The sequence below is a fragment of the Klebsiella sp. C239 genome (assembly GCF_048822715.1).
In the GTDB taxonomy this organism is placed as follows: domain Bacteria; phylum Pseudomonadota; class Gammaproteobacteria; order Enterobacterales; family Enterobacteriaceae; genus Klebsiella; species Klebsiella quasipneumoniae.
Genome location: NZ_JBMEZK010000015.1, coordinates 1 through 16,857 on the forward strand (window position 1 = coordinate 1; position 16,857 = coordinate 16,857).

Genomic DNA, 16,857 nt, shown 5'->3' on the forward strand with positions numbered 1-16,857 from the left:
TGCAGTAAGCCGGGGTGACAACCGGTGGTAATAAAGCGAAAAAATTCGGTGGAGCGGTAGTTCAGTCGGTTAGAATACCTGCCTGTCACGCAGGGGGTCGCGGGTTCGAGTCCCGTCCGTTCCGCCACTTAATAAGAGCCCTGAGCATCTGCTCAGGGCTTTTTTGTTTGATCTGTTTCCGATTATTGCTAAATCAGCAAAAATCCTCTGCATTAATCGCTCTTTTTCCCCTCCATACCATCAGCCATAATTTCACTCGTTAACCGAAATGAACAAATAACGAGGAAAAACATGGCAATCCCTGCATTTGGTCTTGGCACCTTCCGTCTGAAAGATGATGTTGTTATCGCATCCGTAAAAACCGCGCTGGAGCTGGGCTATCGTACTATCGACACCGCGCAAATCTACGACAACGAAGCCGCGGTGGGTCAGGCTCTCGCTGAGAGCGGCGTGCCGCGTGATGAGCTGTTCATCACAACCAAAATCTGGATCGAAAACCTGAGCAAAGACAAGCTGATCGCCAGCCTGCAAGAGAGCCTGCAGAAGCTACGCACTGACTATGTTGATCTGACGCTGATCCACTGGCCGTCACCGAACGATGCGGTGGCTGTTGAAGAGTTTATGGCTGCTCTGATGGAAGCGAAGGCGCTCGGCCTGACCCGTCAGATCGGTATCTCCAACTTCACTATTCCACTGATGGAGCGTGCGATTGCCGCCGTTGGCGCTGAAAACATTGCTACCAATCAGATTGAGCTTTCGCCGTATCTGCAAAACCGTAAAGTCGTCGATTGGGCGCGTGAGCACGGTATCCATATCACCTCCTACATGACCCTGGCCTACGGTAAGGCGCTGAAAGATGAGGTGATTGCCCGTATCGCGGCGAAACATAATGCGACTCCGGCGCAGGTTATCCTGGCATGGGCGATGGGCGAGGGGTACGCGGTGATCCCATCCTCGACGAAGCGTGAGAACCTGGCCAGCAACCTGAAAGCGCTGGATCTGAAGCTGGATGATGATGATCGCCAGGCGATCGCCGCACTGGATTGCAACGATCGGCTGGTGAGCCCGGAAGGTCTGGCGCCGCAGTGGGATTAATCTCCTGCTTCCGGTATGCCCATCAGAGGGTACTACGACAGCTCCTTCGGGAGCTGTTTTACGTATTCGCTCAGAAAATCAATAAACGCCCTGATACGTGTGCTGACGGCTCTATCGCTGTAGTACACCGCGCTGAAGGGCATCTCCACCGGCAAACGTTTGTCGGCCAGTAGTTCAACAAACTCCCCACTGGCTATCTCTTTATCCACCATATAATCCGACAGGCAGGCAATACCGTTCCCGGTCAGACACAGTTGCTTGAGCGTTTCCCCACTGTTCGATGATACCGCCGCCTCAATCTCTAACAACTGACCATCGCAACAGGATACCGGCCAGGTGTTCAGAGAGACGGGTTCAGTGAAGCCCAGACATTGATGTTGTTTCAGATCTGACGGATGCTGCGGCACGCCGTAGCGCGAAACATACTCTGGCGAGGCGACGATCTTCCGATAGCTGGTGAACAGCGGTCGGGCGCGCAGGCTGGAATCGGTTAAGGTTCCGGCCCGAATAGCCACATCCACTTTTCGTTCAATCAGATTAATAAATGTTTCTGACGACACGAGCGACAGCGTCATTTCCGGGTAACGCTCGCGAAATGGCTTCACCAGCGGCATGAGAAAATGCAGCATCACCGGCGTCGCGGCATCCACCCGCAGCAGGCCTCGCGGCGTCGTGCGCGTTTCCAGCAGGTCGTTTTCTGCCGCCGCCATCTCCTGCAATACCACCTGCATCCGGCGAAAATAGCGCTCGCCTTCCTCTGTCAGACTGAGCTGACGGGTGGTCCGATTGAGCAGGCTAACACCAAGCTTGGACTCGAGCTTTTTGACTGCCCGGCTGACGGCAGAGTTGGCCTGACCCAGCTGTTCGGCCGCCCGGCTGAAACTCCCGCTTTCCACTACCGCCACAAAGATGGCGATCTCCTCGGATGTAGCTCTCATTATTGCACCTGTAGCAAAATTCTATTGATACTTTGATGGTTTTTGTTATTTATACAACCCTTCATACTACGTGTCATCTTAATCCTGATGCTACGGAGTAAATTATGCCACTGGCGCTATTTGCCTTAACCATCGGTGCCTTCGCAATTGGCACCACTGAATTCGTGATTGTCGGCCTGGTCCCGACGATTGCCCAACAACTCTCTATTTCGCTGCCGTCGGCAGGCCTGCTGGTTTCTATCTACGCGCTGGGCGTGGCGATCGGCGCCCCGGTGCTGACGGCGTTAACGGGGCGTATGCCGCGTAAACAGCTGCTGCTGGCGTTGATGGTCCTGTTTACGGCGGGTAATGTGCTGGCCTGGCAGGCCCCGGGATATGAAACGCTGATCCTGGCGCGCCTGCTGACCGGTCTGGCACACGGCGTGTTCTTCTCTATTGGCTCGACAATCGCCACCAGCCTGGTGGCAAAAGAGAAAGCAGCCTCGGCTATCGCCATCATGTTCGGCGGCCTGACGGTCGCGCTGGTAACCGGGGTGCCATTCGGGACTTTCATCGGTCAGCATTTTGGCTGGCGGGAAACGTTCCTCGCGGTATCGATTCTGGGGGTGATTGCGCTTATCAGCAGTCTGATTCTGGTGCCGAATAATATCCCGGGCCGCGCCAGCGCCAGCCTGCGCGATCAGCTGAAAGTCTTAACCCATCCGCGCCTGCTGATGATCTATGCCATTACCGCGCTGGGCTATGGCGGCGTTTTTACCGCCTTTACCTTCCTTGCGCCGATGATGCAGGAGCTGGCCGGCTTCAGCCCGTCAGCCGTGAGCTGGATCCTGCTGGGCTATGGCGTCTCGGTGGCTATTGGCAACGTATGGGGCGGCAAACTGGCCGATAGGCATGGCGCCGTCTCCGCGCTGAAGTTTATCTTCGCCGCGCTGGTTGTGCTGCTGCTGGTGTTCCAGCTGACCGCCAGCATTCACTATGCCGCGCTGGCAACGGTGCTGGTGATGGGCGTTTTCGCCTTCGGCAACGTGCCGGGCCTGCAGGTGTACGTGGTGCAAAAAGCAGAGCAGTACACCCCCGGGGCTGTCGACATCGCATCCGGCCTGAATATTGCCGCCTTCAACGTCGGCATCGCGCTGGGGTCGATCGTCGGTGGACAGACGGTCGAGCGGTACGGTCTGGCGCAGACGCCGTGGATTGGCGCGGTGATTGTGCTGGTCGCTTTGCTGTTGGTGGTCCTGAGCGGACGTTTAGATAAATTGCCACGCCGTTCGGCAGCGCTTTCTCTCGAAGGCTAAGGGTTTCTCGCAATTTGCATTGAAAGTGTATGGGAAAATCCCTATAACAGAATAACCAGTCGTCGTCGGGCTGGTTTCTGTTATCGAGGATTAATGCCCAAATTGCGAAAGAACACCTACGCCATGCGCTATGTCGCCGGACAACCTGCGGAGAGAATATTGCCTCCGGGGGCGTTTGCGGGCGTGAGTCCGGTTTATCCCGCCGGCACGCCGTTAAGCAGCGATGAGAAAATCCGCGTGCTGGTGTGGAATATCTTCAAGCAGCAGCGCGCAGAGTGGCAGTCGGTCCTTAAGAATTTTGGCAAAGACGCGCACTTAGTCCTGTTGCAGGAGGCGCAGACGACGCCGGAGCTGGTCAGGTTCGCGACCACCAACTATCTGGCCGCCGATCAGGTGCCTGCGCTGGTGCTGCCGCAGCATCCTTCCGGCGTGATGACGCTGGCTTCCGCCCATCCTATCTATTGCTGCCCATTGCGCGAACGTGAACCTATTTTGCGTCTGCCTAAATCAGCATTAGTGACTGTCTATCCGCTGCCCGATGCGCGGCTGTTAATGGTGGTCAATATCCATGCCGTTAACTTCAGCCTTGGCGTCGACGTCTACAGCAAACAGCTGCTGCCGATTGGCGATCAGATCGCCCATCACAGCGGGCCGGTGATCATGGCTGGCGACTTCAATGCCTGGAGCCGCCCGCGGATGAACGCCCTGTACCGCTTTGCACGCGAGATGTCGCTGCGTGAAGTTCGTTTCCCGGACGATCAGCGCCGCCGCGCGTTTGGTCGCCCGCTCGATTTTGTTTTCTACCGTGGGTTAAGCGTGCACGATGCTTCCGTGCTGGTAACCCGCGCCTCCGACCACAACCCGCTACTAGTCGAATTCAGTCCCGGCAAGCCTGATTAATTTAAGGTTGGTCAGGCCTGCCATGGGGCAGGCCTGCGCATGCATGGTGCTGCCTTTTATTACTCAAAAAACCGTAAGGACAAGACAACATGACAACACGCTCTCACCATGACAACGTCGAAAAGCAGTTCGGCTCCCAGGCCAGCGCCTATCTGACCAGCGCCGTGCACGCCTCTGGTCGCGATCTGCAGCGGCTGGCGGAACGACTGGCTGATTTTCCTCAGGCGAAAGTGCTGGATATGGGCTGCGGGGCAGGGCACGCCAGCTTTACCGCGGCGGGACAGGTTGCCGAGGTGACCGCCTATGATTTATCGAGCCAGATGCTGGAGGTCGTTGCCGCCGCGGCAAAGGAGAAAGGTTTTAGCAATATCGTGACCCAGCAGGGGTATGCCGAAACGCTGCCGTTCGCTGATGCCAGCTTTGATATCGTTATCAGCCGCTATTCTGCTCATCACTGGCATGACGTTGGCCAGGCGCTGCGCGAGGTGAAACGTGTCCTCAAGCCGGGTGGGGTGATGATCGTGATGGACGTGATGTCGCCGGGCCATGTGGTGCGTGATGTCTGGCTGCAGACGGTGGAAGCCCTGCGCGATACCTCGCACGTGCGTAATTATTCCAGCGGCGAGTGGCTGGCGCTGGCGACGGAGGCGGGGCTGGTGATTAATCAGCTGTTGACCGATCGCCTGCCGCTGGAGTTCAGTTCGTGGGTGGCGCGGATGCGTACCCCTGAGCCGCTGGTGGAGGCGATTCGTTTATACCAGCAGAGCGCCTCGGCGGAGGTGAAAGCCTACTTTGAGTTACAGCAGGATGGTTCCTTTACCAGCGATACCATCATGTTTGAAGCGCATAAAGCGGTTTAATACGGACAACAAAAAAGGCACCGGGGGAAGTCGGTGCCTTTTTATCGAACCCTGACGTATCAGGACTCTGGTCGATCGCTGTTTTTCACAAACAGCGTTAGCTGATCGCCAGGCCGAAGATTGTCGGTATCGCTGTTCCAGCGCATGACGTCGCGAATATTAACGCCATGACGTTTGGCGATGCTCGACAGCGAATCACCTTTGCGAACGCGATAGGTGATGCTATCGCTGTTATTCGCCAGACGCTGCGCGCTGCTGCCGGCGCCGATAACCAGGTTCTGTCCAACCTTCAATCCAGAGCCGCGCAGGTTATTCCACTGCTGCAGATCGCGGGTCGTGACGCCGAGACGGGAAGCAATCCCGGAAATGGTATCGCCGGAACGCACCTTATAGCTTCGGCTGGTCAGCAGCGTATTATCCGCGAGCTGCGTCGGCTGTACGGCGGCAATGTCGCCAGAGGCCAGCGATTCACGCAGCTGGGCTGCGTGTTTCTGCGGCACCATGACGTACTTTGGCCCGCTAGCGCCCAGCGTTGACCCCTTTACGCCGGCGTTGAAGGTCTTCAGCTTGCTGACCGGCATACCGGCCATATCCGCGAGCTGAGAAATATCAACCGGACTGTCGAGGCGAACGCGCGCCAGCGCACGGCTTTCATCAGCCGTAGGCAACTTTACGCCGTAACGTTTGCTGTTTTTGAGGATGTCGCTCAATGCCAGCATTTTCGGTACGTAGACTTTCGTTTCATGCGGCAGAGACAGCGACCAGAAATCGGTGGGTTTGCCACGCGAACGGTTCGCTTTCACTGCCTTCATGACCCGACCTTCGCCGCTGTTATATGCCGCGACCGTTAACAACCAGTCGCCGTCGAACATTTTGTTCAGACGTTGCATCATATCCAGCGCCGCGGTAGTCGATGCGACAACGTCACGACGCGCATCGTAACTGCGGGTCTGTTTTAAACCATAATTGCGCCCTGTGCTCGGAATGATCTGCCAGATGCCTGCGGCATTGGCGCCAGACGTCGCGTGTGGGTCAAAAGCGCTCTCCACTATGGGTAGTAATACCAGTTCCATTGGCATGTTACGTTTCTTAACCTGCCCGGCTATCCAGTACATATACGGCTCTGCCCGTAAAGTTACATCGTGGAGATAGCTCTTATTTCTTAAGTACTTCTGTTTTTGCTCGCGAATCCGGGGGTTATCCGGTATTCCCATCTTTAGCTCGTCGCCTATGGAAGTCCACAGATCCTGGTCTTGCGCGTAGAAGGTTCCATCATCTAACCAGCGCGCTTGACTTGTGAACTTGCCTGCTTCCCCTTGACCAGCCGCAGAAAGGCTCTGTGCTCGCTGTTCGACGGTGCCATCGTGCTTAGACGCCTGGCACCCCACCAGCAGGACAGAGGCGAATAATATCGCTCGTGCCTTCATGTGTGTGTCAATAGTTGCTTAAAAGACGACCAAGGATAACGGCGAAGTTAGCCGATGACAAGAATTAAATATCAGAATTCGTCTTTCTTTGACCTTAACCACGCAAATCGCGCCACAGAGTGTTGCAATTTTGTTTCTTTGTTAATTTTGTCAATTAAATCAACATCATTTACCCGTAAAAATAAATTTATACGCCGCTCGTTTTTCAGAATTACTGGTAGTGTCTTTTGTTTTTTTGCACGTAACTCATTAACTTTATGATAGTAATCGTTTATGTCCCTATCATCAGGCAGGATACTCAACGCAAACTTCATATTCGCTAACGTATATTCATGTGCGCAACATATAAGGGTTTCTTCAGGAAGGGCGTTAATCTTCATAAATGATTGATACATCTGCTCTGCAGTGCCTTCGAACAGCCTTCCGCAGCCGCCGGAGAACATCGTGTCGCCGCAAAACAGATAAGGTTCGCTGTAGTAACAGATATGTCCTAATGTGTGACCTGGCGTGGAGAAAATGGAAAAATCGACCCCGAGAATTGACAGCCGATCGCCATCGTCTACTACCTGAGTAACCCCCTTATCCTGGGTTTCTGCCGGCCCGTAAACCACCAGAGAGGGGAATTTTTCACGTAATTGTTTTACGCCGCCGACGTGATCCTGATGGTGATGGGTCAGTAAAATGGCCTCGGGCTGCCACTGGTTTTCTTCGATTGCCGCCAGAACCGGCGCGGCCTCGCCCGGGTCAACGATGATGCAGCGGCCGTGATTCTCAGTGAGAACCCAGATGTAGTTGTCCTGAAACGCGGGAATACTGATAAGATTCATAAATTACCTCTAAAGCGTAGCGGAAGGTGGCAATGAAGCCGGCAAGGATACCTCATACAGTGACAGCGCCTGAGCATTGGTCCAGTATGCCGTGGGGCGAATACTATCGCGAAACGCTGGAGCAGCAGATGAAGCCGTGGCTGGCTAAATTATATGGCTTTCATCTGCTTAAGATTGGCAATCTGAGCGCGGAAATCAATACCGAAGCTTGCGCCATCTCGCACCAGGTGAATGTCTCGCTGGCGGGAAACCCAATGCAGGTCCGGGCCGACCCGCTGCATTTGCCCTTTGCCGAAAAGTCCGTCGACGCCTGCCTGCTGGCGCATACCCTGCCGTGGTGCAGCGATCCGCATCGCCTGCTACGGGAGGCCGATCGCGTCCTGATCGATGATGGCTGGATGATCCTGACCGGGTTTAATCCGGTGAGCCTGATGGGATTGCGTAAACTGGTGCCGGTGCTGCGCAAAGGCACGCCGTACAACAGCCGTATGTTTACGTTGATGCGCCAGCTGGACTGGCTGTCGCTGCTCAACTTTGAAGTGCTGCATTATGGGCGTTATCAGGTTTTACCCTGGTCGCGGCATGGCGGCAAACTGCTGAGCACCCATCTGCCAGCGCTGGGCTGTTTGCAATTGATTGTCGCCCGCAAACGGACTATTCCGCTCACCCTTAATCCGATGAAGTCAGGGAAAGCGAAAACCCAGCTACGGCCGGCAGTCGGCGCCACCCGGCAGTGGCGCAAGGGGCAGAATTAGCTCTCCGGCTGGTAGCCGATGTCGTCCTGAGTGGGATGGGAGGCCGCCGCGCGGGCCAGCTCGTCGCAGCGTTCGTTTTCTGGATGGCCGGCGTGGCCCTTCACCCACTCCCATTTGATCTTATGCTGGCCAAGCGCGGCGTCCAGCCTCTGCCAGAGGTCGACATTCTTTACCGGTTTTTTCTCTGCCGTTTTCCAGCCGCGCTTTTTCCAGTTGTGGATCCACTGGGTGATCCCCTGGCGGACATACTGGCTGTCGGTGCTGAGCACCACCTCGCAATGCTCTTTTAACGCTTCGAGGGCGACGATCGCCGCCATCAGTTCCATGCGGTTATTGGTGGTCAGACGGTAGCCGGCGCTAAAGGTTTTTTCGTGCTGGCGGTAGCGCATGATGGCGCCGTAACCGCCGGGTCCTGGATTTCCCAGGCAAGAGCCGTCGGTGAAAATTTCTACCTGTTTGAGCATCTCTGGTAGACTTCCTGTAATTGAAATCGATTTGTAAACGATAAGTCTGACATAAATGACCGCGATGAGCACTGCAATTACGCGCCAGATTGTTCTCGATACCGAAACCACCGGTATGAACCAGATCGGGGCGCACTACGAAGGACACAAGATCATTGAGATCGGCGCCGTGGAGGTGATTAACCGTCGCCTGACCGGTAACAATTTCCACGTCTATCTCAAGCCCGATCGGCTGGTGGATCCGGAGGCGTTCGGCGTGCACGGGATCGCCGACGAATTCCTGCTGGATAAACCCACCTTTGCCGACGTTGCCGATGAATTTATGGATTACATCCGCGGCGCGGAGCTGGTGATCCATAACGCCTCGTTCGATATCGGTTTTATGGATTATGAGTTCGGTAAGCTGAACCGCGGGATCGGGAAAACCGAGACCTTCTGTAAAATCACCGACAGTCTGGCGCTGGCGCGGAAAATGTTTCCCGGCAAGCGCAACAGTCTGGATGCGCTATGTTCGCGCTACGAAATAGACAACAGCAAGCGTACGCTGCACGGGGCACTGCTCGATGCCCAGATCCTTGCCGATGTCTATCTGATGATGACCGGCGGCCAGACGTCGATGGCGTTCTCTATGGAAGGCGAAAGCCAGCAGCAGGCAGGCGAGATGGGGATTCAGCGCGTCGTTCGCGCCGCCAGTCAGTTACGGGTGGTTTATGCCTCTGATGAAGAGCTGGTGAACCATGAATCCCGCCTCGATCTGGTACAAAAGAAAGGCGGAAGCTGCCTGTGGCGTGCCTGATAACCACTAAAATGGATTAAAAGTAGGCGGTTGGGCGATTTTTGCAGCAAACGATTCAAAACGGTAGAAAAAGCGTTGACGGGGTAGAGGGGAATCCGTAATATTCGCCTCGTTCCCAACGGAACAACAACGCGGAGCGGTAGTTCAGTCGGTTAGAATACCTGCCTGTCACGCAGGGGGTCGCGGGTTCGAGTCCCGTCCGTTCCGCCACTATTCAGAAAGCCTGAATCAGCAATGATTCAGGCTTTCGTCGTTTTCGTCGCCGAATTTCAGCGCGCCTCTTGTTCCTCCTGCATACACTGCATGAATACCCGCATCGCCGGACTGATTGCTTTCCCGGTGTGATGGGCGCAGAGCGCATGGATCGTCAGCGGCGTCTCGCTGAACGGCAGCTCGACCAGCGTCCCGCGTTTGAGTTCCTCCTCTACCGCAAAGCGCGGCAGAAAACTCACCCCCAGATTGCCCGCCACGCACTGCTTGATGCTTTCAATACTCCACAGTTCGATGGTGTTCTCCATGGTAATGCCGCGCTGGCGCAGGGTACTTTCAAAAATCTGCCGGAACACGCACTGGGGTTCGTTGATGATAAAGCTCAATGGGATATGCTGCCGCGGGCGCAGGAAGTCGACCGGCGCCTGATCGACTGACGCGACCAGCGCCAGCGGCTGCGGGCCAAGTTCCATCATGGTGAGCGCATCATCGTTGCCAACCCGGTAAAACACCCCCAGGTCGACTTCGTCAGCGAGCAGCGCATCACGGATGCTGTAGCAATTGAGCGACTGCAGTGACAGGCGGACCTTCGGGGCGCGTTGCTTAAAACGCTGCAGCACCGGCGGCATTTTGTACGCCAGCAGGGTTTCACCAGTGGCGACGCGAAGTTCGCCGCCGGGTTCATCGTCCTGGCGCGCCGCCTGGCGAATCGACGCCATCACTTTGGTCAGATCGTAGACGTGCGGCAGGACATTTTTACCCGCGGCGGTGAGACACATTCGTCGGCCAATTTTCTCAAACAGCGGGATGGCAAGCTCCTGCTCAAGCTGCTGGATATGAAAGGTTACGGTGGACTGGGTGCAGCACAGTTTCTGCGAGGCGCGCAGAAAGGATCCTTCTTCGACAACCGTTTTGAAGGTGATAAAGCGTCGCAGATCCATATTTCCTCTTTATATCGATATTCTCGAATTCAGAATGAAAAAACATTCATTTTTTTAAATTATCAGCTTCGGGTACTGTCTGCCAGTCAAGAGGAGAAAACACGTGACACCTACCCTGATTAGCGCCTTTTTAACTTACACCCTGATCACCGCTCTGACGCCCGGGCCGAATAATATTCTGGCGCTGAGCAGCGTCACCGCGCACGGCTTTCGACGGAGCATGCGGGTTCTGGCCGGCATGAGCCTGGGGTTTGTGATCATCATGCTGATTTGTGCCGGGCTGACGTTCACTCTCGTTACCCTGGATGAGGGGATAACCTCCCTGCTACGCTGGGTCGGCGCGGGGTATATCCTGTGGCTGGCCTGGCATATTGCCCGCAGCGACCCGGCCAGCGGTGGGCAGGAGGAGCGGCCTGTCAGCTTCTGGGCCAGCCTGGGGCTGCAGTTTGTGAATGTAAAAATTATCCTGTACGGCATCACGGCCCTGTCGACCTTTGTTCTGCCGGTGACTCGCGAGCCATTCTGGCTGGTGATGATAAGCCTGTTGCTATCAGTAATAGGCGTTGCCGGCAATCTTTGCTGGGCGCTGGCCGGTCAGCTGTTTCAGCCGGTGTTCGAACGCCATGGAAGAGGGTTAAATCTGCTGCTGGCGCTGCTGTTGGTCTGGTGCGCGGTACGAATGTTTATGGAATGAATTAAGGGAGCGTAACGCTCCCTTGAGGTTATTTATCCTGCGCCAGGGCGGGTTGCCCTTCATTTACCCAGGTCATGAAGATCCGATAACCGATGGCCAGCAGGGTGGCGCCGAGAAACATACCGAGAATGCCGTTAGAGGCCATTCCGCCGAGGGCGCCCAGCAGCACTACCGGCATTGGCGCATCGACTCCGCGCCCCAGCAGCAGTGGTTTGAGGACGTTATCGGCCATACCGGCGACGATCAGCAGGACAGTGTAGAAGATATCCATTCCGGTACTGTGGGTGCCGAGACTCCACATCAGCGCGATGGCCGGGGCCGTCACCAGGATCACCGGCACCTGTGCAATGCCGAGGATCAGGGCAAGTATAAAGAAGATCCCGACGGCGGGGATGCTGGCCATCAGCATGATCACCCCGACCAGCAGCGCCTGGATCAGTGCCACCCCGATGACGCCCTGGGCGACCGCGCGGATGGTGCTGGTGCACAGGCGGGTGAGGGTCACGCCTTTATTTTCATCGGTAATACGGATGGCAATACGCTGGGCGCTGATGGCGCCCGCTGCGCCCCAGGCCATCATAATTCCCGAGACGATAAACGAAATAATAAAGCCAATCAGCCCGCCGCCCATGCTGGCCAAAATACTGAGAAACTGTTTGGCAATGTCGCCGATTTGCGAGCGGTAATTACTGAGCAATCCTGGCAGATCGACGGAAGCTCTCATCCACAGGGCGCTAAGCCGTTCGCCAATGATCGGTAACGCGGCAATGCGCGAGGAGGGCGGGGGAATGGTAAAGCTCTGGCTGCCCATCTTGTCTATCATGGCGCTGGCGCTTTCCGCCAGCGAGGTGATCATCAGCACCGTGGGGATGACGATCAGTAAAATACCTAACAGCACCAGCACCACCGACGCCAGCCCCTGTTTACCGGCGAAAAGCCCGGCAAAATATTGATGTAAAGGATAGAGCGCCACGGCCAGAATCAACGCCCAGAGCATCATATTGACGAAGGGAGAAAAGACGGTAAAACAGAATGAGGCCAGCGCCAGAATAAGACTGAACCGAATAAACATATCGAGAAAGCGGGTGACCAGCCGTTTTTCTATTAACTGAAGATTATTATTATCCATTTACCATTACGCTCATAAAATATGTATACGCCAACGCTCAGCCGGGTTCACCAAAACAAGCTGGCAACAGAAAGGTCATGATTTACAACGCAGAAGTTAATTGAAAATAATCTCCGCCCGTTTGGTTGTGGGCCTTTTAATGAGTGTAGAACAGAAATGAAGGGCGCCCTGTAAATATTCTGTTGGGCGCGGCAAGAGGAAATTCCGCTTTCTTTTCCTGCAGAAGGGGGAAGAAAGCGGAGGGGGATTAATCCAGAGTAAAAGGATCGGCATCGCGCCAGGCGGGGAATTTTTCACGATATTCCTGGAGGGCGCTCAGCGACAGTTCGGCGTCAAGACGAGTGGCCTGATGCGGATCGGCGGTGGCGACAATCTCCCCCTGGGGACTGATAATCCGGCTATCACCGCGGTAATGATGACCGTTGCCGTCGGTGCCGACCCGGTTACAGCCGGCGACGTAGGCCTGGTTCTCAATCGCGCGGGCGACCAGCAGCGACTGCCAGTGCAGCGAGCGCGGCGCCGGCCAGTTCGCCACATACAGCGCCAAATCATAGTCGTTAAGGTTACGCGACCATACCGGAAAGCGCAGGTCGTAACAGACCAGCGGCAGGATCCGCCATCCTTGCCATTCAAAGACCACGCGCTTGTCTCCGGCCTCATAGTGATGGTGTTCATCCGCCATACGAAACAGGTGACGTTTATCATAATGATGGACCGTGCCGTCAGGCTCGACCAGCAGGAAGCGGTTAACGGCCCCGCGCTCAGTTTGCAGCGCCGCGCTGCCAGCGATCAGCGCCTGGGTTTGCGCCGCCCTGGCATGCATCCACGCCACCACCTCGGCCTCGGGTAAAGACTGTTTTGCCGCTTCCATCGCAAAGCCGGTGGTAAACATCTCAGGTAAAACAATGATATCGCGCCCGACAATCCCTTCCAGTTGGCGATCAAAATGGCGCAGGTTAGCAGGGCCGTCCATCCAGACCAGCGGTTGTTGCAACAGCGTAATTTTCAGGCCAGGCACAATGGTCAACTCCATTCTCATGAGGGGGTTAGGTTAACTGTAACACCTTATCAGCCTCGCGGCGGTCCGCGGAATATTTTGTTAAAAAAATGCTACTAACAGGAACGGCGGGGGAAGGAGAGACGAAAAAAAGGCGGGGAAAATTCCCCGCCCGGCGTGTGATGTGGTTGTTGTTTTATTATGCGGCTTCAACGTTGCGAACTTTTTCCGGCAGCTTTACCGGCTGGGTTGCCAGCTCCTCTGGCGCAAAGTCGTCAACGTTAATGCTGCGCAAGCGACTGTGCTCTGCTCGGGTCAAAATGGCGGCTTCATCCTGACTGATTAAGCCTTTCGCCAGGGCATGGGCGGCCAGTTCGTCGAGACGGGTGAACGGCAGATTTTTACCCAACTCTTTGCAGATACGCTGGTGGATAGGATCGGCCGCCATCACTTCCAGCAGCGCCTCTTCCAGCAGGCCGACCGGGTTATGCTCGCTCGGCGTCAGGTACTGACCGCGACCGATGCGGGAGCGGGTGGCGCTGGGCACCTGCAGAATTTTAGCGACTTTATGGTCCAGCTTATCCGACGGCGCATGATGATGACGACCGGTCGGGAAGATGACCAGGCGCATTGCGCCAGCCACCAGACGGTTGGGGAAGTTTTTCAGCAGATCGTCGATGGCCTGCTCGGCCTGATGCAGCGCATCCTGCACCCCCCAGTGAACCAGCGGCAGATCGGCTTCATTGCGTCCTTCATCGTCATAGCGTTTCAGCACCGCCGAGGCCAGGTACAGCTGGCTTAACACATCCCCCAGACGCGCGGAGATACGTTCGCGACGCTTAAGACTGCCCCCCAGCACCGCCATCGAGACGTCTGACAGCAGCGCCAGGTTAGCGCTCAGACGGTTCATTTGCTGATAGTAGCGGCGGGTGACGTCGCGGGTCGGCGCGCTGCTGGTGCGTCCGCCGGTCAGGCCCAACCAGAAACTCCGTACTTTGTTACTGCCGACATGGCCGATATGTTTGAACAGCAGCTTGTCATAGGCGTTCAGGTCGTTGTTCTGCGCGGCAGCCATCTCCTCCAGCACGTACGGATGACAGCGAATCGCACCCTGACCGAAGATCATCATGCTACGGGTCAGAATGTTCGCACCTTCCACGGTGATGGCGATAGGCGCGCCCTGATATGCCCGGGCGAGGAAGTTGCCTTCGCCCAGCATAATGCCTTTCCCGCCGGTAATATCCATTGCGTCGATAATGGAGCGCTGGCCGCGGTGGGTGCAGTGATATTTCACGATCGCGGAGAGCACCGCCGGTTTCTCGCCGAGCATAATGCCGTAGGTAATCAGCGAGGCCGCAGCATCCATCACATAAGCATTACCGGCAATGCGCGCCAGCGCCTCTTCAATGCCTTCCATTTTACCGATCGAGATTTTGAACTGGCGGCGAATATGGGCGTAAGCCCCGGTCGCCATAGCCACCGATTTCAGGCCGCCGGTGGAGTTGGACGGCAGTGTAATACCGCGGCCCACCGACAGACATTCAACCAGCATGCGCCAGCCCTGACCGGCCATCCCCGGCCCACCGATGATGTAATCGATCGGCACGAAGATATCTTTGCCGCGGGTTGGGCCGTTCTGGAACGGGACGTTAAGCGGGAAGTGGCGACGGCCAATTTCCACGCCCGGGGTGGAGGTCGGGATCAGCGCGCAGGTGATGCCCAGCTCTTCTTCCCCGCCCAGCAGACGATCCGGGTCAGAAAGTTTAAAGGCCAGTCCCAGCACGGTGGCGATAGGCGCCAGCGTAATGTAGCGTTTGTTCCATGTCAGGCGCATACCCAGCACCTGCTGGCCCTGCCAGTCGCCCATGCAGACCACGCCGGTATCCGGGATGGCGCCGGCGTCGGAGCCCGCTTCCGGACTGGTGAGTGCGAAGCAGGGGATCTCCAGCCCGCGCGCCAGACGCGGCAGGTAATGGTTTTTCTGCTCTTCAGTACCGTAATGCTGCAGCAGCTCGCCCGGCCCCAGTGAGTTCGGGACGCCGACGGTGATCGCCAGAATGCCGGAAACGCCAGAGAGCTTCTGCAGCACCCGCGACTGGGCATAAGCGGAGAATTCAAGCCCGCCATACTCTTTCTTGATGATCATCGCGAAGAAGCGATGTTCTTTCAGATACGCCCACAGCTCCGGCGGCAGATCGGCCATTTCGTGGGTGATGGCGAAGTCGTTAGCCATCCGGCAGGCTTCTTCCACCGGGCCGTCGAGGAAGGCTTGCTCTTCGGCGGTCAGGCGCGGCTGCGGATAGTTATGCAGCTTATGCCAGTCAGGATTACCGCGAAACAGATCCCCCTCCCACCAGGTGGTCCCGGCGTCGATGGCTTCCTTTTCAGTACGCGACATCGGCGGCATGACCTTGCGGAAGGCGCGAAACGCCGGTGCGGAAATCATGGATTTACGCATAGGCGCAAAGTTAAACGGCAACAGAATGATCGCCAGCGGCAGCAGCAGCCAGATATTCCACAGACCGGCCGCGCCAAGCGCTGCGGTCCAGGCGAGCAAGATCACGCTGCTGAGCAGCAGGCTGACCCGGTGATAGAAGAGCGCACCGAGTAAAACAACGGTTGCAACAATACTCAAAATCATCATAGAGAAATGCTCCCTGTGCTTGTAGGAGGTCTGACCACTTGTGATGTATTGGTTGTAGTGCATGCCTTTTTATTTAGCAATGTGTTTACAAAATAATTACAACCTTGCTCACATTGTTGTATGCAAAAGCGGCACATAAAATCAAAAGGGCGGGGGATAACGCAGCCTGCTGCTTCTCGCTTCGGCGGCTATCCGGTACACTGCCAGGGTTATTCCACTCATACTGAAGGATTATCCTCATGTACCAGGATCTTATTCGTAACGAACTGAACGAAGCCGCGGAAACGCTGGCTAACTTTCTGCAGGACGAAGCCAATATCCATGCTATCCAGCGTGCCGCTGTCCTGCTGGCGGATAGCTTTAAGGCGGGTGGTAAAGTGCTGTCCTGCGGCAACGGCGGTTCCCATTGCGATGCGATGCATTTTGCGGAAGAACTGACCGGACGTTATCGCGAAAACCGCCCGGGATATCCGGCCATTGCGATCTCCGACGTCAGCCATCTCTCCTGCGTGAGCAATGATTTTGGCTATGAGTATGTCTTCTCCCGCTACGTTGAATCCGTCGGCCGCGCGGGCGACGTGCTGCTCGGCATCTCCACCTCCGGCAACTCTGGCAACGTAATCAAGGCCATTGAGGCCGCGCGGGCGCAGGGGATGAAAGTGATCACCCTGACCGGTAAGGACGGCGGTAAAATGGCCGGTAGCGCCGATGTGGAAATTCGCGTGCCGCACTTTGGCTACGCCGACCGCGTTCAGGAGATCCACATCAAAGTGATCCATATCCTGATTATGCTGATCGAAAAAGAGATGGCGAAAGGCTAACAGGCAGGTGAGTGTGTACTGTTGACGGCGGCCTCGCTTCGGCGCCGTCGTGATTTGTGATGGT

The 16,857-nt window shown here is 56.1% G+C and carries 16 protein-coding genes and 2 tRNA genes; 10 read left to right on the plus strand and 8 right to left on the minus strand.

The genetic code is table 11. From position 1 onward, the window contains the following. Positions 1 to 50: 50 nt before the first annotated feature. Positions 51 to 127: transfer RNA gene (locus ACOI6Z_RS24980), tRNA-Asp, on the plus strand. A 164-nt stretch (positions 128 to 291) separates the two neighbouring features. Beyond that, positions 292 to 1,095, plus strand: coding sequence for a 2,5-didehydrogluconate reductase DkgB (dkgB, locus tag ACOI6Z_RS24985; RefSeq protein ID WP_060591669.1), 804 nt, complete (start codon positions 292 to 294; stop codon positions 1,093 to 1,095). Between the two features lie 32 nt (positions 1,096 to 1,127). Here the strand turns inward: dkgB and yafC are convergent, their stop codons facing one another. Continuing rightward, positions 1,128 to 2,033 carry a DNA-binding transcriptional regulator YafC gene (gene yafC, locus ACOI6Z_RS24990; protein WP_032453031.1) on the minus strand — a complete coding sequence of 302 codons (906 nt, stop codon included), beginning with the start codon at positions 2,031 to 2,033 and terminating at the stop codon, positions 1,128 to 1,130. 104 nt (positions 2,034 to 2,137) lie between these two features. On the opposite strand from yafC, the gene ACOI6Z_RS24995 reads away from it, so the two are divergent. The 3 genes from ACOI6Z_RS24995 (at position 2,138) to ACOI6Z_RS25005 (ending at position 5,088) form a co-directional block, all read left to right on the plus strand. Continuing rightward, positions 2,138 to 3,328: an MFS transporter gene (locus ACOI6Z_RS24995; RefSeq protein ID WP_065813145.1), complete on the plus strand. Its 1,191-nt coding sequence runs from the start codon at positions 2,138 to 2,140 to the stop codon at positions 3,326 to 3,328. A gap of 102 nt (positions 3,329 to 3,430) precedes the next feature. Then, positions 3,431 to 4,228: an endonuclease/exonuclease/phosphatase family protein gene (locus ACOI6Z_RS25000; protein WP_072096514.1), complete on the plus strand. Its 798-nt coding sequence runs from the start codon at positions 3,431 to 3,433 to the stop codon at positions 4,226 to 4,228. A gap of 89 nt (positions 4,229 to 4,317) precedes the next feature. Then, on the plus strand, positions 4,318 to 5,088 hold the full coding sequence (locus ACOI6Z_RS25005; protein ID WP_049014291.1) for a class I SAM-dependent methyltransferase: 771 nt from the start codon (positions 4,318 to 4,320) through the stop codon (positions 5,086 to 5,088). Positions 5,089 to 5,147: 59 nt separating this feature from the next. On the opposite strand, the gene mltD is transcribed toward ACOI6Z_RS25005, so the two are convergent. Next, a complete protein-coding gene (gene mltD, locus ACOI6Z_RS25010; protein ID WP_032428585.1) occupies positions 5,148 to 6,515 on the minus strand; it encodes a murein transglycosylase D in 1,368 nt (455 codons plus the stop codon). A gap of 71 nt (positions 6,516 to 6,586) precedes the next feature. Then, positions 6,587 to 7,342: a hydroxyacylglutathione hydrolase gene (gloB, locus tag ACOI6Z_RS25015; RefSeq protein ID WP_048296755.1), complete on the minus strand. Its 756-nt coding sequence runs from the start codon at positions 7,340 to 7,342 to the stop codon at positions 6,587 to 6,589. Between the two features lie 32 nt (positions 7,343 to 7,374). Here gloB and ACOI6Z_RS25020 point away from each other — a divergent pair, with 32 nt between their 5' ends. After that, positions 7,375 to 8,097, plus strand: a complete 723-nt coding sequence (locus ACOI6Z_RS25020) for a class I SAM-dependent methyltransferase (protein WP_004204619.1) — start codon at positions 7,375 to 7,377, stop codon at positions 8,095 to 8,097. Here ACOI6Z_RS25020 and rnhA read toward each other — a convergent pair. Next, entirely contained in the window at positions 8,094 to 8,561 is a 468-nt protein-coding gene (gene rnhA / locus ACOI6Z_RS25025; protein WP_004204620.1) for a ribonuclease HI, read from the minus strand. The two genes, ACOI6Z_RS25020 and rnhA, sit on opposite strands and share 4 nt — an antisense overlap. Positions 8,562 to 8,625: 64 nt before the next feature. On the opposite strand from rnhA, the gene dnaQ reads away from it, so the two are divergent. Together dnaQ and ACOI6Z_RS25035 are read left to right on the plus strand one after the other, a co-directional pair. Further along, a complete protein-coding gene (gene dnaQ, locus ACOI6Z_RS25030) occupies positions 8,626 to 9,357 on the plus strand; it encodes a DNA polymerase III subunit epsilon (protein WP_004204621.1) in 732 nt (243 codons plus the stop codon). A 133-nt stretch (positions 9,358 to 9,490) separates the two neighbouring features. Then, positions 9,491 to 9,567, plus strand: a tRNA-Asp gene (locus ACOI6Z_RS25035). Positions 9,568 to 9,626: 59 nt separating this feature from the next. Here ACOI6Z_RS25035 and ACOI6Z_RS25040 read toward each other — a convergent pair. After that, complete coding sequence (locus ACOI6Z_RS25040) at positions 9,627 to 10,508, minus strand: LysR family transcriptional regulator (RefSeq protein WP_065813146.1); 882 nt, start codon at positions 10,506 to 10,508, stop codon at positions 9,627 to 9,629. 103 nt (positions 10,509 to 10,611) lie between these two features. Here ACOI6Z_RS25040 and eamB point away from each other — a divergent pair, with 103 nt between their 5' ends. Then, positions 10,612 to 11,202 carry a cysteine/O-acetylserine transporter gene (gene eamB / locus ACOI6Z_RS25045; protein ID WP_012968889.1) on the plus strand — a complete coding sequence of 197 codons (591 nt, stop codon included), beginning with the start codon at positions 10,612 to 10,614 and terminating at the stop codon, positions 11,200 to 11,202. Positions 11,203 to 11,230: 28 nt separating this feature from the next. Here eamB and ACOI6Z_RS25050 read toward each other — a convergent pair whose 3' ends face one another. The 3 genes from ACOI6Z_RS25050 to fadE form a co-directional block, all read right to left on the minus strand. Beyond that, positions 11,231 to 12,331, minus strand: coding sequence for an AI-2E family transporter (locus ACOI6Z_RS25050; RefSeq protein WP_065813147.1), 1,101 nt, complete (start codon positions 12,329 to 12,331; stop codon positions 11,231 to 11,233). 247 nt (positions 12,332 to 12,578) lie between these two features. Beyond that, positions 12,579 to 13,349, minus strand: coding sequence for an amidohydrolase (locus ACOI6Z_RS25055; RefSeq protein WP_065813161.1), 771 nt, complete (start codon positions 13,347 to 13,349; stop codon positions 12,579 to 12,581). 178 nt (positions 13,350 to 13,527) lie between these two features. Beyond that, positions 13,528 to 15,972, minus strand: a complete 2,445-nt coding sequence (gene fadE / locus ACOI6Z_RS25060) for an acyl-CoA dehydrogenase FadE (protein ID WP_032453035.1) — start codon at positions 15,970 to 15,972, stop codon at positions 13,528 to 13,530. A gap of 239 nt (positions 15,973 to 16,211) precedes the next feature. Here fadE and lpcA point away from each other — a divergent pair, with 239 nt between their 5' ends. Further along, the gene (lpcA, locus tag ACOI6Z_RS25065) at positions 16,212 to 16,793 is read left to right on the plus strand and encodes a D-sedoheptulose 7-phosphate isomerase (RefSeq protein WP_065813148.1); all 582 of its coding nucleotides are present in this window, start codon (positions 16,212 to 16,214) and stop codon (positions 16,791 to 16,793) included. The last annotated feature ends 64 nt before the right edge of the window (positions 16,794 to 16,857 follow it).